This window comes from Roseobacter sp. AzwK-3b (assembly GCF_000170875.1).
GTDB lineage: Bacteria > Pseudomonadota > Alphaproteobacteria > Rhodobacterales > Rhodobacteraceae > Roseovarius > Roseovarius litoreus.
Genome location: NZ_ABCR01000004.1, coordinates 175073 through 193844 on the forward strand (window position 1 = coordinate 175073; position 18772 = coordinate 193844).

The window sequence follows — 18772 nt, forward strand, 5'->3', positions numbered from 1 at the left end:
CTCAGCCCGGACTGCCGAGGATGGAGAGGATCGCCTCGCGGGGCAACGGTTTCTCCAGCAAGACGGTAAACACGAGATAGACAGACGCCATGAAGATCACCGCCACCACCCCCGCCTGGAGAGGGCGCCGCAATCCAAGCCCGAAGGGCATCGCCAGCATCAGCAGAAAGGACGCGGTGTAGAACCCCAAAGGCACGACCGCCGCCACATAGAGCGTCGCGATCCCCACCGCCACCAACAGCTTGCCCGGCGCCTCCACCAGCGCCCGCGCGCTGCGGTTGCCGGACCGGGCGGCCCTTACCGCCACGGCCCCTCCAAGAAGCGTCAGGATCAGGCCCAGCACCATTGGATAAGTGCCGCTGGCCCCGGCATAGCCCCGCGCCATCCAGGCCGCGGCAAGGCCGAGGCCGGCCAGAGCCAGCCCCAGCACAATATCCTGACGCGCCTCCATCCCTCAGAGGCCAAGCGCCTTGGACACGGCCGCCAGCGCATCGAACTCGGCCTGCAACCGCGCGCCCAACGCCTCTCCCTTGACCACATTGGGCACCTCGCCCTTGGTCTTCAGGAACTCCACATAGCCCGGATCGTTGACCGCTTCCTCGATCGTATCCGCCAGAAGGCTCGCGATCTGCGGATCAAGCCCCTTCGGACCCAGAATGGCGCGCCACAGCAGCGTCTCCTTGTCGGCCATGCCAAGCGCCTCGAGCCCCGATGCGCCCGGCAGCGCAGGGACATCCGCCGCCGAGGTTACCAATGGGCATTTCGCCTCTCCGCTCTCGACATAGGGCAACACGGTCGAGATCGAGCCGCCATAGATATCCACGTGACCGCCCAGGAAATTCTGCAGCGTCTCGCCCGCCCCGCCAAAGGGAATGGCCACCGCCTCGATCTGCCTTGTCTGGAAGATCCGCTCGGCGGCAAGCTGCATCGTGCCGCCGATACCATCATTGCCATAGGTATACTTGCCCGGATTGGCCGCCAGTTCCGCCAGGAACTCCTCGCCGGTCGTCGCCGGGAAATCGGCCTTCACGCAAAGCGTATAGGCGGTCTCCGAGGTCGAGGCGATCGGCGTGAAACTGTCCAGCGAATAGGCGACATTCTGAACCTGCGGCACGGTTGTCAGCGGGCTGTTCCATGTCGCGAAAAGCGCATAGCCATCGGGCTTGGCCTGCATGAATTGCGACGCGCCCACCGAGCCGCCACCGCCGCCCACATTCAGGATCGCGATCGAGGTGCCCAGCTTTTCCTCCAGCAGGATCGCAAGCTTGCGTGCGCTGGTATCCGTGCCACCGCCGGCCCCGGCCGGAATGGTCATCTCGATGGTGCGTTCGGGATATTCCGCCAGAACCGGCGCCGCCAGTGCGGCGGCGGCCGTCAGGCCGATACAGGCTGCCTTGAATGTCATCGTCTCTCTCCCTTGATGCATATGTGTTGGTCAGTTGATTTCGCTGCGATAGCGGAACTCAGTGGCGCTGCCGCTTGCAATGCGCCATTCGATCGGGGTGTTCTCGATGTCGAAAGCCGTGCGCTCGATCACCGCAAGCGGATCTCCGGGCTTGATCCGCAGGTGCTGCGCCACCCGCTCCGACGCCCACCCGAAGGACACCTCGTCCGTCGCGTGTTTCACCATTATTCCGAAATGCTCGAAATAAAGCGGATAGAGCAGCGGCCCCAGAGCCGCCTCCGGCAAGGTCTCGAACCCCGCAAAGCGCCGGGTCGGGATATATATTTCCTCGAAAAGAACCGGCTGGTCCGACAGGCTGCGCAACCGCACGATCTTGATGACCTCCCGGGTGCCCAGCACCCGGGCCGCCTCGTCCGGCGCCTCGGTGATGCTGCGCAAGAGAATATGGCTCGACGGGATCGACACGGGCGCGCCATCCTTTTCGCGGATCGGAAAGAAGCGGAACAAGGTCGCATTGAAGGACGGCGCGCGCACGCGAGTCCCCGACCCCTGGCGACGCTCCAGAAGCCCCTCCTCCACCAGCCCGTCCACCGCCTTGCGGACGGTCCCGATGGAGACGTCGAATTCCTTGGCAAGACGCGCCTCGGACGGGATCGGCTGATCGGGCGTCCACTCGCCCTCGGCGATCCGCGCCGTCAGCGTATCCCGCAGCCGGACATAGGCCGGAAGCCTTGCATCGATTGCCTTGAGTCGATCCATCCCGTTCTCCTCCCGGGATCCGGTTTAGTCCATCTTGACCCCTATAGTCAACTAGTCATATATATGTTTTGAGGAGGCCCCGATGATCCGGTTCGACTGTCACGCGCATGTCTATGAAACGCTGGCCGCGGTGGACGGCGCGCGCTACGTCCCGGCGCGCCCCGCGCCGTTGCGCGACTGGCTGGCCCAACTGGAGCAGCGCGGCATCTCGGGGGGCGTGATCGTTCAGGTCAGTTTTCTGGGGGCCGACAATTCCCAGCTCTGTACGGCGCTTTCACATCTCGATCCCGCACGGTTCGCGGGCGTCGGCGTCTTGCCGCTCGACGCAGGCGACGCGGCCTTCGACCGGCTCGCCGCCTGCGGGATCCGCGGCATCCGCTGGAACCTCGTGCGCGGCGCCGATATCCCCGATCTTGGCGCGCCTGTAACACGGGCCTTCCTGCACAGGCTGCGCGCGCGCGGCATGCATCTCGAAATGCATCTCGAAGGCCCGCGCCTCGCACCCCTCCTGCCGGCGCTGAGCGACCTCGGGATCGATGTGGTGATCGATCATTTCGGCCTGCCCTCGGACCCCGCCCCCAAGGACGATCCGATGCTGCGCGCGGTCAGGCAGCTGCAGGACAGACAGGCGCTCTTTTTCAAGTTCTCCGCGCATTACCGGGTCCCATTCGACGTGGCCCCTCATGCCCGGGACCTGCTCGACATGCTCGATGCCGATAACGTGGTCTGGGGTAGCGACTGGCCCCATACCCAACACGAAACGCGCACCGATTATGCTCAGGTCTGGGCGCATGCGCGGCATTTGGGCGCCCTGTCCGATCACCGCGCGGCGCAACGCCTCTATGGGATCGCAGCGGCACAGCTCAAGGCAGATAGGACTGGCGCCGATCCCCAGTGACCCGCCCCAAGCGGGCCTTGGGGCATCCCGATGGGCACAGATCGGTCGATGCAGCGACCCCGGAAGACGGGAGCCTCCGGCGGGGATATTTTAGGCCAGAAGAAACGGAGGGCGGCGCGGCTTTCTTCTGGCTGTAAATATCCCGGGGGAGGCGTTGAAATCCTTCAGGATTTCAATGTCGGGGGCAGAGCCCCCAAAAAAACTCGTTTCAGGACGCGATCCAGCGGCTCATCGCATCATTGCCCAAGGCCCGCAGCTCCTGCAGCCGGAAGCGCTCGGCACCGTCGAGACGATCGAGCCCCATCGCCCCCAGGGACGGCAGGCCTTCGGCGCCGATCATCAGACCGGCGGAAAACAGCACCAGCTCATCCACCAGCCCCGCGCCGAGAAGCGACGCGGCAAGGCTGCCGCCGCCTTCGCAGAAAATCCGCGTGAGGCCCTTTTGGCCAAGTGCGAGCAACACCGCCTCCATGTCGAGTTGCCGGCCCGTCAGATCGCAGGCGATCCGCTCGGCACCGATCCCATCCCAGGCGTCGGCCAGGGCCGCGTCGGGGTCCGGGCCGTGGCACAGCCACACGGGCACCTCGCGCGCGGTCTGCGCCAGCTGCGACATCAGCGGCAGGTCGAGCCTGCGCGAGACGACGATCCGCACCGGTTGGCGCGCAACATCGCCCTGGCCACGCACCGTCAGCATCGGATCATCAGCGCGCGCCGTGCCTGCCCCTACCATCACCGCGTCATGGCGCGCCCGCATCGCATGCACGGCATGGCGCGCTTGCGGCCCGGTGATCCATTGGCTGTGTCCCGAAGCCGTGGCGATCCGCCCATCGAGCGAGGTGGCCAGTTTCAGCGTCAGATGCGGGCGTCCGCCCCCTGCCCGGCGCAGGAAACCACCCAGATCGCGCATCGCCTCTTCGGCCAGAACCCCGGTCGTGACCTCGATCCCGGCGGAACGCAGCCGCGCGAATCCCTTGCCTGACACGCGCGGATCGCTGTCCGAGACCGGCGCCACCACCCGCGCCACACCCGCCGCAATAAGCGCCTCGCTGCAGGGCGGGGTACGTCCGTGATGGGCGCAAGGCTCGAGGCTGACATAGACCGTGGCGCCCCGCGCCGCCGCTCCGGCGCGCGCCAGGGCCTGCGGTTCGGCATGGGGCCGACCACCGACGCCGGTCCAGCCGCGCCCCACCACGCGCCCCTCGCGCACCACGACACAGCCCACCGCAGGGTTGGGCCAGCACCGGCCCTGGCCGCGCCGCCCCAACGACAGGGCGAGGGCCATGAAGCGGGCGTCGTCGCGGCTCACTCGTCCGGTTGCTTGGCTTCGGCGATCGCCTCGTCGGGGCGCAGTTCGCTCACGAACTTGTCGAAATCATCGGCCGCCTGGAAGTTCTTGTAGACGCTGGCAAAGCGCACATAGGCCACCGTGTCGATCCGCGCGAGGCTTTCCATCACGATCTCGCCCACGGTTTTCGACGGGATATCCGTCTCGCCCATGCTTTCCAGCCGGCGCACGATCCCCGAGATCATCTGCTCGATGCGCTCAGGGTCCACGGGCCGCTTCTGCAATGCGATCCGGATCGAGCGTTCCAGCTTGTCACGGTCGAAATCCTCGCGCCGCCCGTTGGTCTTGACCACCACAAGATCGCGCAATTGCACGCGCTCATAGGTGGTGAACCGCCCGCCGCAAGCCGGGCAGAACCGGCGCCGCCGGATCGAAACGTGATCCTCCGCGGGCCGTGAATCCTTTACCTGAGTGTCAATATTTCCACAAAACGGGCAGCGCATCGGCCGTTCCCCTTTCTTATCCGCCTCTTGGTCATGGGTCTGAGGCCCATTTATCCACAGCCACTATAGGAGAGCCGCAAGGTTTTGGGTAGGGGGGAAATTGCACCGCTAGATAGAGGCCCAAGACCCCTCTTTGACCCACGCGAACCTGCACCTACGTGACACAAAGACCAACCAACGAAAGGACATGCCATGACTGCCAAGACCCTGTTCATCACCGGCGCCTCCTCGGGCATCGGCGCCGCCACCGCCCGCGCCGCGGCCCATGCCGGGTGGAACGTGGCGCTTTTTGCCCGCAACCGCGAAAAACTCGGCGCCCTCGCCGACGAGATCGGCCCCGACCACGCGCTGGCCCTGCCCGGCGATGTCACCCGCCTCGACGACATCACCGCCGCGATCGAGCGCGCCGCCACGCATTTTCAGGGGATCGATGCGGTCTTTGCCAATGCCGGCACCGGGCTGTCCACCCCCGGCATCGACCAGGGCGACCCCGAGGAATGGCGCACCATGATGGAGGTCAACGTCATGGGCCTTCTGTGGACCATCAAGGCCGCCCATGCCGCGCTCAAGGCCAGCCGCGGCCACCTGATCCTGACAGGCTCGGCAGCTGGCAAGCGGTACATCCCCGGCTCGGTCTATGGCGCGTCGAAATGGTTCGTGCACGGGTTGGCGGGCAATATGTCCGAAGAGATGCGTGACTGGGGCGGGCGCTGCACGGTGATCGCACCCGGCATGGTCGACACGCCGTTTTTCGACGAAGCCAAACCCGACAAGTTGCAGCCCGAGGATGTCGCGGCCTCGGTCGTTCATGCGCTCGAACAACCGCGCCGCGCCGACCTGCGCGAGATCTTTCTCATGCCGACAGGCTGAGCGCTCAAAGGCGCGCTCAATCCGCCATCAGATGCGCCGCCACCGCGCGCCGGTGCGGCGCATCGCGATGCTCGAAGACGTAAATCCCCTGCCATGTGCCCAGCACCGGATGCCCGGCCTTGACCGGGATCGACAGGCTGACCGGCATCATCGCCGCCTTGATATGGGCCGGCATGTCGTCGGGGCCTTCGGTGGTGTGGCGCAGATAGGCCATCGCCGGATCATTGGCCTTCGGCACCAGCCGCGCAAAATAGGCCCGCAGATCGCCCTGCACATCCGGATCGGCGTTTTCCTGTATCAGCAGGCTTGCAGATGTATGGCGGATGAATAACGTCAGAAGCCCGTCGCCCACACCCGATCCGGCGACCCATGCGGTCACCTGCCGGGTGAACTCGTACAGCCCCTGACCATTGGTTTCGATGGTGAATGTGGTCTGCATCGGCTCAACACCCTGTCCAGTCTTGCGTCTCGCGGGACCAGCATTGGCCCGTTGCACTGGCGTCGGACCCTGCCGCGCCTTCCGGGTCCTTTACCAAGATCTGCGGTGCCGCATACCACGCGCGCGGCGCACCCGGCCAATCCTTTCGACGCCCTTACAGCACCGCGCGGCCTCTTCAGGATCATGCACCGTACGCAAGGCTTACGCTTTCTTGACCCTCATCTGCCGCCGCAGCTCGGCCTTGCCCCGGCCCGGCCAATGGTCAACGCGGCGCGCGCCCCTGCCCCCCGCCGCAACCCCGATCCGCGCCCCGAAACCGGCCCGAACCCCTTTCGTCCCAAAACCGCGTAGGTTTCGTACCATCCGTACAAAGCCGGACATGAAAAAAGGCCGCGTCAAACGCGGCCCTTTCATACACTTTGGTGCAGCTTACTGATCGAGAAACGAGCGCAGCTTGCGCGACCGCGACGGGTGCTTGAGCTTGCGCAGCGCCTTGGCCTCGATCTGCCGGATCCGTTCGCGGGTCACGCTGAACTGCTGGCCCACTTCCTCCAGCGTGTGGTCGGTGTTCATGCCGATGCCGAACCGCATCCGCAGCACACGTTCCTCGCGCGGCGTCAGGCTCGACAGAACCCGCGTCGTGGTTTCGCGCAGGTTGTCCTGAATGGCGCTGTCCAGCGGCAGGACAACGTTCTTGTCCTCGATGAAATCGCCAAGCTGGCTGTCTTCCTCGTCGCCGATCGGGGTTTCGAGGCTGATCGGCTCCTTGGCGATCTTCATCACCTTGCGGACCTTTTCCAGCGGCATCTGCAGCTTTTCGGCCAGTTCTTCCGGCGTCGGCTCGCGGCCGATCTCGTGCAGCATCTGCCGCCCGGTGCGCACCAGCTTGTTGATCGTCTCGATCATGTGCACCGGAATACGGATGGTGCGCGCCTGATCGGCGATCGAGCGGGTGATCGCCTGACGGATCCACCATGTCGCATAGGTCGAGAACTTGTAGCCCCGGCGATACTCGAACTTGTCCACAGCCTTCATCAGGCCGATATTACCTTCCTGAATAAGATCAAGGAATTGCAGGCCGCGGTTCGTGTATTTCTTGGCGATCGAGATGACCAGCCGCAGGTTGGCTTCGACCATTTCCTTCTTGGCCAGACGGGCTTCTTTCTCGCCCTTCTGCACCTGTGCGACGATGCGGCGGAATTCGCTGATGTCGAGGCCCACATACTGGCCCACCTGCGCCATGTCGGCGCGCAGCTCGGACACCTTGTCCAACGAGCGTTCCATGAACATCTTCCAGCCGCGCCCGTCCTTCTCGGCCATGTCGTCCAGCCAGTTGGGGTCCAGCTCGCGACCACGGTATTCGTCGATGAACTCGCGCCGGTTGATTCGGGCCTGATCGGCCAGCTTCACCATTGCGCCGTCGATCTGCATGATCCGGCGGTTGATCCCATAAAGCTGGTCGATCAACGCCTCGATGCGGTTGTTGTGCAGATGCAGCGAGTTGACCAGCTGCACGATCTCGGAGCGCAGCGTCTGGTATGTCTGTTCCTGCTTGGCGCTGAACGATCCATCCTCGTTCAGCGTGGCCGAGATGCGGCTGTCCTGCATCTCGCTCAGTTTCTCGTAATCGTCAGCGATCCGGTCCAGCGTTTCCAGAACCCGGGGCTTCAGCGCGGCTTCCATCGCCGCAAGGCTCATATTGGCCTGTTCGTCCTCGTCGTCATCGTCTTCGCTGGCGATCGGGTTGCCGTCGGCATCCAGTTCCGGCTGGCCATCGTCGCGCCGCTCCGAGGCGGGCGCGGTCGTCACGTTGGCCGCTTCGACCACCGCCTCGGCCTCTCCGTCCTCACCCATCTGGGTGCCGAACGTGGCCTCCAGGTCGATGACGTCGCGCAGCAGGATATCCTCGCCCAGAAGTTCGTCGCGCCAGATGGTGATGGCCTGAAAGGTCAGCGGGCTTTCGCACAGGCCCGCGATCATCGTGTTGCGCCCGGCCTCGATCCGCTTGGCGATGGCGATCTCGCCCTCGCGGCTCAGCAACTCGACACTGCCCATCTCTCGCAGATACATGCGCACCGGATCGTCGGTGCGGTCCAGCTTCTCGTCCTTGCCGGACCCAAGCGCCAGCTCCCCCCGGCGGCCGATCTCGGCCACGGCGGTGGATTTCTGCTCTTCGTCCTCGGCGTCCTCTTCCTCGATGATGTTGATGCCCATCTCGCTGAGCATCGACATCACATCCTCGATCTGCTCCGACGACACCTGATCGGGCGGCAGCACCTTGTTGAGCTGATCATAGGTGATGAACCCCTTCTCGCGCGCCTCACCGATCATCTTCTTGACCGCCGCCTGGCTCATGTCGAGAGAAAGCTCGGCCTCCTGATCCTCGGGTTTCTGGTCGTCGTTATCCTTGGCGGCCATGAAAGTCTCCTGAGCAGTGAGCGGTCGAGTGATTCGAATCAATATAGCGTTCTAGTGATTCGCGCACCCTGTACCCTGTCTTCTTTACCTATTTCTCACCAAACCACAATCAACGGGCCGGTTTGGAAAAGGTGATGCCATTCAGCAGCTTTTCCAGTCTTTCGCGCTCATCGCGACTGATTCGCGCGCCGTTCTCCGCTAGATCGTATTCGGTCGTGTCTTCCGTCTGGCTGCGCAAAGCGCGCTGTCGTTCTTCGGCGGCCTGTCCCAGCCGCCATGTCACTGCCTCGTCGGCAACCCCCGCAAGATCCTCGGCGGCCTCCCTGACTTCGGCGTTGAGTCCGCGCTCGGCCTCGAGCTTTGACAATTCTTCCGCGATGGTCATGCGAGCGATGTCCGGATCGCCCGGACGGCGCACAGCCGGTGCCAGCGCGACATGGGGAAGCGACAACAGCTTTTCAAGGGCATCGCCCCCGGCCTCTGTCTCAAGCCGCGCGCGCAGCGCCTCGCCCGCCTGCCCCGCATGGCGCAGGATCAGCCCGCGAAGCCGCTCATGTTCGGGATCCGAACAGGTCATCCCCTCCAACTGGCCCTCGACATCGTCGAACACCTGCGGCGTGCAGATCACCGTGGCAAGGATCAGCGCCTCCCTGAGACGCTGATGCGCCCCCTCGCCCGCCGCCACCAGAAGCGAGGCGCGGGTGGTCTGGCGTGCGCTGGCCGGAGGCTGCCAGCGACCACCCCGCCCAAAGCCCTGCCGTGCGCCGCCGCCCTCCTGCCGCCGGGGGCTGAAGAGCGCCCAGCGCAATTCCTTGATCGCCTCCCCGTAATGACTGCGGATGGAAGGATCACGGATCAGCATGATCTTCTCGCGCAGCGCCTTGTCCAGCGACGCGCGCCGCTCGGGGCTGTCAAAAATACGGGCCTCGGTCTCGCGCTGCCAGAGCAGTTGCACCATCGGCAAGGCCCGGTCCAGAATCTCCTGCACCGCCACCGGCCCCTTGGCGCGCAAGAGATCGTCGGGGTCCATTCCCTCGGGCATCAGCGCGAAGCGCAGCGATTTGCCGGACTCCAACAACGGCAGCGCCACATCAATCGTGCGATACGCCGCGCGCAGGCCCGCCCCGTCCCCGTCCAGAGCGATGATCGGCTCATCGGCGATGCGCCACAGCAATTGCAGATGATGCTCTGTCACCGCCGTGCCAAGCGGGGCCACAGACGCATCGAACCCCGCCATCGCGAGCGCGATCACATCCATATAGCCTTCGGCCACGATCAGCGGCTTGCCCTTGCCCGCCGCTTCCCGGGCCTGACCGTGATGATACAGAACACGCGACTTGTCGAAGAGTTCCGTATCCTGCGAATTCAGATATTTGGCATCATCGGCAGGGTCCATCGCCCGGCCGCCGAAGGCGATGCAGCGCCCGCGCGGGTCGCGGATGGGAAACATGATGCGGTTGCGGAACGCATCATAGGGCCGCCCCCCGGGCTTGGTGCTGCGTCGGCACAACCCGCAATCGAGGATCAGCTCCTGCTCCACGCCCTTGCTCGTCAGATGGTCCAGCAGCGCCTGCCACGAGGCGGGCGCGAAACCGATCTCGAACCGCTCCTGACCGGCCTCCGCCAGCCCTCTGCCAGCCAGGTAATCGCGCGCCGCGGCGCCTGCACCCATCTTGAGCTGCAGGCGGAAGAACTGCACCGCCATCTCCATGACCTCGGCAAGCTGCTGGCGTCGATCCGCCTTTTGCTGGGCCTGGGGGTCGCGTTCGGGCATCGGCATGCCCGCTTCGGCCGCGAGGATTCGCACGGCCTCCATGAAATCGACATTCTCGGTGTCTTTCACGAAACCGATCGCGTCGCCCTTGGCATGACAGCCGAAGCAGTAATAAAACCCCTTGCGGTCGTCCACGTGAAAGCTGGCGGTCTTTTCCTGATGAAACGGGCATGGCGCCCACATGTCGCCCTTGGCCTGATTGGACTTGCGCATGTCCCACATGACCTTGCGGCCCGCCACCTGAGACAGCGACGTCCTAGAGCGCAATTCATCAAGAAAACCGGGTGGAAGACTCATGCCCGGAATATGGTGGATACGGTCCGCCACGGCAAGGACCGTGCGCGATCATTCCCGCTACTGGCTGAAATCGAGGCACTGTTTTTCAAACGCGCCGCCGACATCGAGCGCCAACTGATCTTCCGGCAGGGTGAACACCCACTCCACCAGCGGCGTGATACCGGGCGCGTATCTGGCAGGAATACCGCTGTCGGCGGCCTCCATCATCGCCTTGGTGGCCTGTGCATCGCGCCCCTCCTGGCGGGCATCGACCGCCGATGTGACGATATCGGCCTGCGCCGCGCAGCGTTCGGCCTTCTGCGCGGCGGTCTCGGCCGAGGCCGCTCCGGCCAGCACGGCAAGCCCACAGGACACTGTAAGAATATGCAGCATGAGACCCTCATTCATCCTCTGTCGCCCGCATCCTGTCAGCCACGGCCAGGCGCCGCAACCCTCTTGGATCGCAGCTCAGACATCCTGTGCCGGACGTCGGAAGGCAAGCAGCCGAGACTCGATCTCGCGACCACCCTTCTCGCCGGTCTTGATGAGGTCCCGATCATGCCGGTGATGGATCAGCGGCGCCATGCGGTCGATATAGTCCTCCACAGGTCTGGCCCAGCCGGATTCCTGATAGCGTATCGGCTCGGGATGGGTCACCACCTGAAGCACGACGACACAGCCGGGTTTGTGCGCCAGTGCCAGCAGCCTGTCATAAAAGGTCTCTTCCTCGTCCGGATGGACATGGCACACCACGTTGAAGGCAAAGACAAGATCAGGGCACAGGTCTGCAGCGGCCTCCAGGGTGTTGTCGAACGTGCCGAGCACCGGGCGCTTGGCGCGCACCAGCTCCGCAAAAGCGGTGCGACCCTCGTCGATCAGCGCCTGCGAGATATCCAACCCGGCGAACCGGCCCGGGCCAAGATGGTCGATGAAATGCGCGCCGATCCGCAAGGTGCCGCAGCCCAGCTCGCAGACCACACTGTCCTTCGGCAAAGCCTTCGCACCGGTCACGCAGCTGAACGCGTCACACACACGACGGAACGAACCCTTGCCCGAAACCCGCCAATCCCCCGTCGTCAGATTGCGCCCCAACGAGGCATGCGGATGCCCCGCCATGATCTTCGGGACGTGAAATCCGTCGAAATATTCCGAAAAACTCTTGCCCGGATTCTTCTTGAGCCATGCTCGATAGCGCGCATCAAGGGCCGTCTCGTCTGGCGTCCTGTCAGTCATCTGGTCCCAACCCATGCCGCTCATGCCGGGATTTTTACGGCGGCCATACCATCACGGCCACCGTTGACTGATAGACATTGCGCGTCGGATTTGCAATCTAAGGTTGTTTTTTTATTTAACCCCGATCGCCTATAGCCCGAGCGCGCGATAGCTTGCGGCAACCTTGTTGATCGACACCAGATAGGCCGCGGTCCGCAGGTCGGTCACATCCTCGCGCCCATGCCACACCTCTCGCATCGACTGGTAAGCGATGCGCATCGTGTCATCGAGACCCGAACGCACCAGTTCAAGCTCGCCCGCGCCGCGCAGGTATTTCTGTTTGAAGTCAGGGCTCATGACCCAGGCATCGCCCAGATGCCGGTCCAGCCGCTCCAGCTCGTCCACGATCAACTGATGCCGCGCCTCTTCCTGGCGGCGGCCCATCCGGCCAAAGCGGATATGGCTGAGGTTCTTGACCCATTCGAAATAGGACACCGTCACGCCGCCGGCATTGGCATACATATCCGGAATGATGACCGTGCCCTTCTTGCGCAGCACTTCATCGGCGCCGGCGGTGACCGGGCCATTCGCCGCCTCGATGATAAGCGCCGCCTTGATGCGCTCGGCATTGCCCATGTTGATCACCCCTTCCATCGCCGCCGGGATCAGGATGTCGCACTCATGCTCGAGCACGGCAGCCCCCTCGGCGGTATGGGTGGCGTCGGGATAGCCGGTCACGCCGCCATGTTTCATGATCCAGGCGCGCACCGCTTCGACGTCCAGACCCTCATCGCTGTAAAGCGCGCCGTCATGTTCGATGATGCCGGTGATGACCGCGCCATCCTCTTCCCGCAGGAACTTGGCGGCATGATAGCCCACATTGCCCAGGCCCTGAACGATCACGCGCTTGCCGTCCAGCGATCCGGACAGGCCGGCGGCGGCCATGTCCTCGGGATGTCGGAAAAACTCGCGCAGCGCGTATTGCACGCCGCGTCCCGTCGCCTCGACACGGCCTGCGATGCCGCCGGCATTCAGCGGCTTGCCGGTCACGCAGGCGCGCGCATTGATGTCGGTGGTATTCATGCGCCGGTATTGATCCGCGATCCAGGCCATCTCGCGTTCGCCAGTGCCCATGTCCGGTGCCGGCACGTTCTGGCTGGGATTGATCAGGTCGCGCTTGATCAGCTCATAGGCAAAGCGCCGGGTGATGCTTTCCAGCTCGTGCTCGTCCCATTCGCGCGGGTCCACGCACAGCCCGCCTTTCGATCCGCCGAACGGCGCCTCGACCAGCGCGCATTTATACGTCATCAGCGCCGCCAGCGCCTCGACCTCGTCCTGATTGACCGACAGCGCATAGCGGATACCGCCCTTGACCGGCTCCATATGTTCCGAATGCACGCTGCGATATCCGGTGAAGGTCTGGATCTTCCCGCGCAGCCGCACGCCGAAGCGCACCGTATAGGTGGCGTTGCAGACGCGGATCTTTTCCTCAAGCCCGGGGGGCAGGTCCATCAGCGCGACAGCGCGGTTGAACATAAGGTCCACGCTTTCGCGAAACGACGGCTCATTCAGGTGTTTCATCAGACGTTCCTTTTCCCCGGTTCTGCTCCGTGATGTTGCAAACGCTGTGCCAGATAGGCGTTAAACCACCGTGAAGGTCAGCGACTTTTTTGTCCACCCATGGGCCGGGCGAATCTCCTGCGCCTGTTTTCTCCGGCATTTTGCAAGGATTCAGAAACAGTCTTTGAGAAACGGTAAAAACTGTCTCACATCATGGGGTTAAATGACGAAATAACTCTGGATTCAGCCTTAATTTTGTCACTAGGATCGCACAGATATTAACGCTCGACTGCCTATTCAAAGTGTTCTGCAAACCAAAGGTGATGCTATGTCTGGCTTGGGAATTACCCCATCCATCCGCAAGACCCCCTCAAACGGCATGCGCATTTCTCGCACCGCCGGGCGTTTTGTGACACGTGACGATGGGGCCATAACAATTCTGTCGCTCTTTTTGTTCGTCGTCATGCTCGCCGTTGCCGGTCTGGGCATCGACACCATGCGCCACGAGATGGCGCGCACCCATCTACAAGCCACGCTCGACAGCGCGGTTCTGGCCGGGGCGGGCGCCCCTGCCGATGCCACCGCCGCGGATGTGAAACTCATCGTCGAGGATTATTTCGACGCAGCGGATCTGAGCCAGTATCTCAACACCATCGATCCCGAAACGGATATCGTCGCATCGCTCAATGCCAAAAGCGTCTCCGCCTCGGTCGAGCTCGAGATGGACACCTTCCTGATGCGCCTGTCCGGCGTGGACACTCTGACGACCGCCGGCGGCGCCACCGCCGCCATCGCCGCGCCGCGCATGGAAATCGTGCTCGCGCTCGATGTCTCCGGCTCCATGGCGGGCGAGCGTTTGACCAAGATGAAATCCGCCGCCAAGCAATTCGTCACCGACGTGATGAGCGCCTCGGATCAGGGCACCACCACGATCTCGATCGTGCCCTACAGCTGGTCGGTCACCCCCAGCGACGAGATGTTCGAGGCGCTCTCGGTGGACGTCCGCCACAATTATTCGACCTGCATCGACTTTCTCGAGTCCGATTTCGAGAAAACCGCCATCGACCCGGCGCGCAGCTACGGGCAGACGATCTATACCTCGCTCACCGGGTCATTCGGCAATATCGGCATCGGTGATCCGACCGTCACAAACACGGCCTATGACCGCACCTGCTACACGGATGAGTATTTCCGCATCCTGCCCTATTCCAACTCGGTCACGGCGCTGCACAACAAGATCGACAGCCTCAAGGCTGCAGGCAGTACTTCGACGCATCTGGGCATGAAATGGGCCGCCGGCCTTCTGGACCCGGCCTTCGCGCCCGTGGTCAGCAGCCTGCAGCAGACGCGCACCAAAACGGATTCCAGCGGCAATCTCGTGACCTACAGTATCGTCGATCCATCGATCAATAACACGCCCGCGCTCTATTCGACCGGACAGGTACTGAAAGTGGCCATCGTCATGGGCGATGGGGCCAATGACTGGACCTATGGCCTCGACGACCCCAACGGCCTGATGAACCCCGATATAGTGGAAAATCACACCCAGCCGGATTACCGCGGACCGGACTCAAATCTCTACAGGGTCCAGTATACCGACGACGTGTTCAAATACCGGTATTTCGTCTTCAACCCGAGCTTCATCGCCTACAGCGAAATGAACTGCAACACGGGCTATTGGGTCTGCGTCTACGAATCCGAGGACATCACCAACTATTACCTCTATTCGACCTACTGGAACGACTATACCGACATCACCAACGGCGTGTATCTCACCCCGGCCCAGTTCGATGCCCTGCCCACCACCCTGCCAAACTTCGAAAGTCAGGAGCGGCTGTCTTGGGAAGAGGCATGGGGCCTGATGACGCCCGATTTCTACTCCCGAACCACCTTTGATTACGCGCCGGACAACATGTTCTCGAAAAACGGCACCGGCAGCATTGCGCCCGAAACCAAGGACGACCGCATGGCCGACATCTGTGGCGCCACCAAGTCCAAGGGCATCGTCGTCTACACCATCGCCTTCGAGATGGGCGAATTCGACAGCGCCGCAGACCGGCTCGAGAACTGCGCCTCCTCCCCGTCGCAGCACTTCAATGCGACCACGCTGAACATCAGCCAGGCGTTCGGGTCGATCGCCGCCAATGTCCAGAAACTGAGGCTGACCCAATGATCCGCGCCCTGTCCGGACGTCTCCGGCGGTTCAGACGTGCCGAAGACGGCAATGCGTCGATCGAATTCGTGATCATTTTCCCGGTTTTCATGATGTTCCTGATCTTCGCACTCGAGCTCAGCTTCATCACTCTGCGCCATGCCATGCTGGAACGCGGTCTCGATCTGACCGTCCGGCAGATCCGGCTGGGCTATGCGACACCGCCCAACCATCCAACGATCAAGAACATGGTCTGCGACTTCGCTCGGCTCGGCGGCAACTGCACCGAAAACCTGCGCCTCGAAATGCGGCCGATCGATCCGCGGGCCTATGTCGGGCTGAATGCGGTCGCGGATTGCACGGATCGGGCCGAACCGACCGCGCCTGTCAACCAGTTCACACCCGGTCAGCGCAACGATCTGATGATCCTGCGGGCCTGCCTGAAATACGACCCCCTGATGCCCGACGCCGTTCTGGGCCGTGCCCTGCAAAAGGATTCCAGCGGGCAATCCGCTGTCGTCTCCGTCTCCGCATTCGTGAACGAGCCATGATCCGATGACATATGCCCGCCTCAAATCCTTCCTGCTGCGCTTTCGCGACGGTGTCCAGGGCACGATCACCGTGGAGGCCGTGGTGATCGTCCCGATCCTGTTCTGGGCGCTTCAGGCAACCTTCGAGATCTTCGAGATGTATCGCTACAAAAGCGTCCGCGAAAAGGCGACCTATACGGTCACCGACATGATCTCGCGCGAACAGGCGGTCATCGATCAGCCCTTTCTGGATGGCGCCAAACAGCTGTTCGACGAGTTCACCAACGATCTTGGGGAAAATCAGCTGCGTGTGACCGTCGTCACCTTCGACTCGTCGACGAATGAATATTCCGTTGTCTGGTCCCAGATCCGCGGCACAGGCCCGATGAGCCCGCTGCAAACCTCCGATGTCGCGACCGATCACGCATCCCTGCCCACTCTGGGCAATGGCCGTCACCTCATCATCGTCGAAAGCTGGTCGAATTACGAGCCGCGCCTCAATGCCGGCTTCGAGCCCTCGGTCCCGGTCACGACCCGTGTGTTCACCGGCCCGCGCTTCGTGGAGAACATCCAATGCCCCAGCTGCACGCCGAGCAGCTGACGCCGCATTCGCCCCGCCCGGGGTTCAGCGCTTGTCCTGCTGCTCCGCCGCGTGCTGCGCCATCATTTGGGTCAGAAGCTCGGCCATCACCCGCGCCTGCGATCCCGGCGTCACGCCGCCGATGCCCACGCGCCGCCCCATGCGCCACCACAGGCCCGGCTCCCAACGCCGTGGCCCGGCGTCGCTCCCGGCTCTCAGCTTCAGCATGAACCCGTTCGACGGCTTGAACGCCAAGGCCCCCCGCTCCAACTGCTCGACATCCGCGACCCGGACCAGCACCTCGCCCGTGCTGCTGCGCAGCTCGCTGCGCGTCAGCTCCAGATGCGCCATCGTGGCATGGCGCATCTTGTTGCTCAGCCACAGCGCCGTCAGCCCCAGCACGATCAGGAACGCGGTCCAGCCCGGATGCCCCGGCGGCTCGAACAGCGCCACATAGACCGCCAGCGCGCCCAGCATCAGCACCGTTCCCACACCAAGCACCCGCCGCGGGGGCGATGCCTTCAAAACCGCCAGAACCTCGTCCGCCATCCATCTCTCCCAAGTTGCCGCTGCGGCTTGAAGCGGTCCGCCCTTGACCTGAGGCATCAGCTAAAGGCGGACCGCGTGCAACGATTGAACAAAGCACTGCATGCCGCGAAAATCTTTGGGTCAGGCTTTTCGCGACACGCTTTAGCCCGAAACCGCCCCGGACGCGAGGGGGTTTCGCAGCACGGCACCGCTGCGTGCCAGCACCTGTTGTCCCCCGCGCACAGCTTGCGTTCATCCGCTCACAGATCGCCCCATTGCGCGGGCCGCGTCCCGGCATATCTCTTGCCCCGAAAGGAGCCACTCCCATGTCCCTCAGACCGACACTCGAAACCCGCCGCGCCCAACCCACGCTCGAGGGCGCGGGCGTCCATCTCCACCGCGCCTTCGGCTTTCATTCCCCCTCCGAGCTCGACCCCTTCCTGCTCTTCGACGATTTCCGCAACGACGATCCGGCGAAATACGCCAGCGGCTTTCCCTGGCATCCCCACCGCGGGATCGAGACGATCACCTATGTCCTCGAAGGCGAGGTCGATCACGGCGACAGCCTGGGCAATACCGGCACGCTCGGGGCGGGCGATGTGCAATGGATGACCGCCGGATCGGGCATCCTGCATCAGGAAATGCCGCGCGGCAACAGCCACGGCCAGATGCATGGCTTCCAGCTTTGGGCGAACCTGCCCTCGGCGCTCAAGATGACCGCGCCGCGCTATCAGGACGTCAAAGCCCCCGACATCCCCGTGGTGACCGATGACGACGGCACCCGCGTCCGGGTGATCGTCGGCAGCTTCTGGGGCCGCACAGGCCCGGTCGACGGCATCGCCGCCGATCCGCAATATCTCGATATCTCCGTGCCCCCCGGCACCCGCAAAACCTTCAAGGTCGACACCTACCGGCGTGCCTTCGCCTATGTGTTCGCGGGCTCCGGCGCCTTTACCGATGCCAGCCAGCCCACCGGCATCCTGCTGGAAAAAGAGGTCATGGGCCAAGAGGTCAATATCCGCGACCTCTCGGGCGACCGCACGCTGGTGCGCTTCGGCACCGGCGACGAGGTAACGGTGCAGGCCGGTCCCGACGGGGTCCGCTTCCTGCTGATCTCCGGCGCCCCCATCCAGGAGCCGGTCGCCTGGCACGGCCCGATCGTGATGAACACCGCGCAGGAATTGCTACAGGCCATGGCCGAGCTGCGCAACGGCACCTTCATCAAACCCGCGCATTGACGGCACTTGCCGAAACGCGCCGCGTGGCCGGTCCTTCGGGACCGGCCTTCTTCCTCTCCATACACGCCTCCGGCCTGCCCCAACCCCACCAGCCGCATCCCCTCCACCAAGGCAGCGTCCGGATCGACACCCGCCCACCCGATACCCGCCCACCCGATACCCGCCTGCCCGATGTCACGTCGCGGGCCCCTGCATCCGCCCTGCATCGCGCCGCGCGCGCCCCCATCCCTTCACCGTTCCCCAAATACTCGCAATGCGCCGCCGCATCCCGCGCGTTGGTCCGGGTGGTGCGCGCATCGCCTGCCCTACGGACCGCTGCAGGCAAGCCCCCCACCGGGCGCTCGC

General features: G+C 63.7%; 18 protein-coding genes. 6 read left to right on the forward strand and 12 right to left on the reverse strand.

Annotation, left to right across the window (positions count from 1 at the left end):
- Window position 1: 1 nt before the first annotated feature.
- Genes RAZWK3B_RS08945 through RAZWK3B_RS08955 form a run of 3 tightly spaced genes read right to left on the reverse strand, consistent with a single transcriptional unit; the run spans window position 2 to window position 2164 of the window.
- The gene (locus RAZWK3B_RS08945; RefSeq protein ID WP_007814308.1) at window positions 2–451 is read right to left on the reverse strand and encodes a tripartite tricarboxylate transporter TctB family protein; all 450 of its coding nucleotides are present in this window, start codon (window positions 449–451) and stop codon (window positions 2–4) included.
- Window positions 452–454: 3 nt separating this feature from the next.
- Window positions 455–1405, reverse strand: coding sequence for a tripartite tricarboxylate transporter substrate binding protein (locus tag RAZWK3B_RS08950; RefSeq protein WP_007814310.1), 951 nt, complete (start codon window positions 1403–1405; stop codon window positions 455–457).
- Window positions 1406–1435: 30 nt separating this feature from the next.
- Window positions 1436–2164 (reverse strand): GntR family transcriptional regulator, encoded by a 729-nt coding sequence (locus RAZWK3B_RS08955; protein WP_007814311.1) that lies wholly within the window; start codon window positions 2162–2164, stop codon window positions 1436–1438.
- An 82-nt stretch (window positions 2165–2246) separates the two neighbouring features.
- On the opposite strand from RAZWK3B_RS08955, the gene RAZWK3B_RS08960 reads away from it, so the two are divergent.
- Window positions 2247–3062 (forward strand): amidohydrolase family protein, encoded by an 816-nt coding sequence (locus RAZWK3B_RS08960; protein WP_007814313.1) that lies wholly within the window; start codon window positions 2247–2249, stop codon window positions 3060–3062.
- 208 nt (window positions 3063–3270) lie between these two features.
- On the opposite strand, the gene ribD is transcribed toward RAZWK3B_RS08960, so the two are convergent.
- Window positions 3271–4344: a bifunctional diaminohydroxyphosphoribosylaminopyrimidine deaminase/5-amino-6-(5-phosphoribosylamino)uracil reductase RibD gene (gene ribD / locus RAZWK3B_RS08965; RefSeq protein WP_037295514.1), complete on the reverse strand. Its 1074-nt coding sequence runs from the start codon at window positions 4342–4344 to the stop codon at window positions 3271–3273.
- Window positions 4345–4364: 20 nt separating this feature from the next.
- Window positions 4365–4850, reverse strand: a complete 486-nt coding sequence (nrdR, locus tag RAZWK3B_RS08970) for a transcriptional regulator NrdR (protein ID WP_007814316.1) — start codon at window positions 4848–4850, stop codon at window positions 4365–4367.
- A gap of 192 nt (window positions 4851–5042) precedes the next feature.
- Here nrdR and RAZWK3B_RS08975 point away from each other — a divergent pair, with 192 nt between their 5' ends.
- On the forward strand, window positions 5043–5720 hold the full coding sequence (locus RAZWK3B_RS08975; RefSeq protein ID WP_007814318.1) for an SDR family oxidoreductase: 678 nt from the start codon (window positions 5043–5045) through the stop codon (window positions 5718–5720).
- Window positions 5721–5736: 16 nt separating this feature from the next.
- Here the strand turns inward: RAZWK3B_RS08975 and RAZWK3B_RS08980 are convergent, their stop codons facing one another.
- The 6 genes from RAZWK3B_RS08980 to RAZWK3B_RS09005 form a co-directional block, all read right to left on the reverse strand.
- Entirely contained in the window at window positions 5737–6159 is a 423-nt protein-coding gene (locus RAZWK3B_RS08980) for a secondary thiamine-phosphate synthase enzyme YjbQ (protein WP_007814321.1), read from the reverse strand.
- A gap of 429 nt (window positions 6160–6588) precedes the next feature.
- Window positions 6589–8577 carry an RNA polymerase sigma factor RpoD gene (gene rpoD / locus RAZWK3B_RS08985; protein ID WP_007814325.1) on the reverse strand — a complete coding sequence of 663 codons (1989 nt, stop codon included), beginning with the start codon at window positions 8575–8577 and terminating at the stop codon, window positions 6589–6591.
- A 109-nt stretch (window positions 8578–8686) separates the two neighbouring features.
- Window positions 8687–10648, reverse strand: a complete 1962-nt coding sequence (dnaG, locus tag RAZWK3B_RS08990) for a DNA primase (protein ID WP_037295397.1) — start codon at window positions 10646–10648, stop codon at window positions 8687–8689.
- Between the two features lie 57 nt (window positions 10649–10705).
- Window positions 10706–11020, reverse strand: coding sequence for a hypothetical protein (locus RAZWK3B_RS08995; RefSeq protein WP_037295517.1), 315 nt, complete (start codon window positions 11018–11020; stop codon window positions 10706–10708).
- 75 nt (window positions 11021–11095) lie between these two features.
- Entirely contained in the window at window positions 11096–11860 is a 765-nt protein-coding gene (locus RAZWK3B_RS20185; protein ID WP_157132208.1) for a methyltransferase, read from the reverse strand.
- Between the two features lie 129 nt (window positions 11861–11989).
- Window positions 11990–13420: a Glu/Leu/Phe/Val family dehydrogenase gene (locus RAZWK3B_RS09005; protein WP_007814330.1), complete on the reverse strand. Its 1431-nt coding sequence runs from the start codon at window positions 13418–13420 to the stop codon at window positions 11990–11992.
- 388 nt (window positions 13421–13808) lie between these two features.
- On the opposite strand from RAZWK3B_RS09005, the gene RAZWK3B_RS09010 reads away from it, so the two are divergent.
- Genes RAZWK3B_RS09010 through RAZWK3B_RS09020 form a run of 3 tightly spaced genes read left to right on the forward strand, consistent with a single transcriptional unit; the run spans window position 13809 to window position 16682 of the window.
- Window positions 13809–15572 carry a Tad domain-containing protein gene (locus RAZWK3B_RS09010; protein WP_198133273.1) on the forward strand — a complete coding sequence of 588 codons (1764 nt, stop codon included), beginning with the start codon at window positions 13809–13811 and terminating at the stop codon, window positions 15570–15572.
- Window positions 15569–16102: a TadE/TadG family type IV pilus assembly protein gene (locus tag RAZWK3B_RS09015; RefSeq protein ID WP_007814332.1), complete on the forward strand. Its 534-nt coding sequence runs from the start codon at window positions 15569–15571 to the stop codon at window positions 16100–16102. The genes RAZWK3B_RS09010 and RAZWK3B_RS09015 overlap by 4 nt, the downstream gene beginning before the upstream one ends.
- Window positions 16103–16106: 4 nt before the next feature.
- The gene (locus RAZWK3B_RS09020) at window positions 16107–16682 is read left to right on the forward strand and encodes a TadE/TadG family type IV pilus assembly protein (protein ID WP_007814333.1); all 576 of its coding nucleotides are present in this window, start codon (window positions 16107–16109) and stop codon (window positions 16680–16682) included.
- Window positions 16683–16706: 24 nt separating this feature from the next.
- On the opposite strand, the gene RAZWK3B_RS09025 is transcribed toward RAZWK3B_RS09020, so the two are convergent.
- A complete protein-coding gene (locus RAZWK3B_RS09025; protein WP_007814334.1) occupies window positions 16707–17210 on the reverse strand; it encodes a hypothetical protein in 504 nt (167 codons plus the stop codon).
- A 305-nt stretch (window positions 17211–17515) separates the two neighbouring features.
- Between RAZWK3B_RS09025 and RAZWK3B_RS09030 the strand changes: the two genes are divergently transcribed.
- Window positions 17516–18427, forward strand: coding sequence for a pirin family protein (locus tag RAZWK3B_RS09030; RefSeq protein WP_007814335.1), 912 nt, complete (start codon window positions 17516–17518; stop codon window positions 18425–18427).
- Window positions 18428–18772: the final 345 nt, after the last annotated feature.

Bases quoted from the DNA above. Each gene is read 5' to 3' on its own strand.
- RAZWK3B_RS08995 (WP_037295517.1), bottom strand. From the start codon at position 11,020: ATGCTGCATATTCTTACAGTGTCCTGTGGGCTTGCCGTGCTGGCCGGA.
- RAZWK3B_RS08960 (WP_007814313.1), top strand. From the start codon at position 2,247: ATGATCCGGTTCGACTGTCACGCGCATGTCTATGAAACGCTGGCCGCG.
- RAZWK3B_RS09030 (WP_007814335.1), top strand. From the start codon at position 17,516: ATGTCCCTCAGACCGACACTCGAAACCCGCCGCGCCCAACCCACGCTC.
- RAZWK3B_RS08945 (WP_007814308.1), bottom strand. From the start codon at position 451: ATGGAGGCGCGTCAGGATATTGTGCTGGGGCTGGCTCTGGCCGGCCTC.
- RAZWK3B_RS09025 (WP_007814334.1), bottom strand. From the start codon at position 17,210: ATGGCGGACGAGGTTCTGGCGGTTTTGAAGGCATCGCCCCCGCGGCGG.
- rpoD (WP_007814325.1), bottom strand. From the start codon at position 8,577: ATGGCCGCCAAGGATAACGACGACCAGAAACCCGAGGATCAGGAGGCC.
- RAZWK3B_RS08955 (WP_007814311.1), bottom strand. From the start codon at position 2,164: ATGGATCGACTCAAGGCAATCGATGCAAGGCTTCCGGCCTATGTCCGG.
- RAZWK3B_RS08980 (WP_007814321.1), bottom strand. From the start codon at position 6,159: ATGCAGACCACATTCACCATCGAAACCAATGGTCAGGGGCTGTACGAG.
- RAZWK3B_RS20185 (WP_157132208.1), bottom strand. From the start codon at position 11,860: ATGACTGACAGGACGCCAGACGAGACGGCCCTTGATGCGCGCTATCGA.
- RAZWK3B_RS09015 (WP_007814332.1), top strand. From the start codon at position 15,569: ATGATCCGCGCCCTGTCCGGACGTCTCCGGCGGTTCAGACGTGCCGAA.
- RAZWK3B_RS08975 (WP_007814318.1), top strand. From the start codon at position 5,043: ATGACTGCCAAGACCCTGTTCATCACCGGCGCCTCCTCGGGCATCGGC.
- RAZWK3B_RS09005 (WP_007814330.1), bottom strand. From the start codon at position 13,420: ATGAAACACCTGAATGAGCCGTCGTTTCGCGAAAGCGTGGACCTTATG.
- nrdR (WP_007814316.1), bottom strand. From the start codon at position 4,850: ATGCGCTGCCCGTTTTGTGGAAATATTGACACTCAGGTAAAGGATTCA.
- RAZWK3B_RS09020 (WP_007814333.1), top strand. From the start codon at position 16,107: ATGACATATGCCCGCCTCAAATCCTTCCTGCTGCGCTTTCGCGACGGT.
- dnaG (WP_037295397.1), bottom strand. From the start codon at position 10,648: ATGAGTCTTCCACCCGGTTTTCTTGATGAATTGCGCTCTAGGACGTCG.
- ribD (WP_037295514.1), bottom strand. From the start codon at position 4,344: ATGGCCCTCGCCCTGTCGTTGGGGCGGCGCGGCCAGGGCCGGTGCTGG.
- RAZWK3B_RS08950 (WP_007814310.1), bottom strand. From the start codon at position 1,405: ATGACATTCAAGGCAGCCTGTATCGGCCTGACGGCCGCCGCCGCACTG.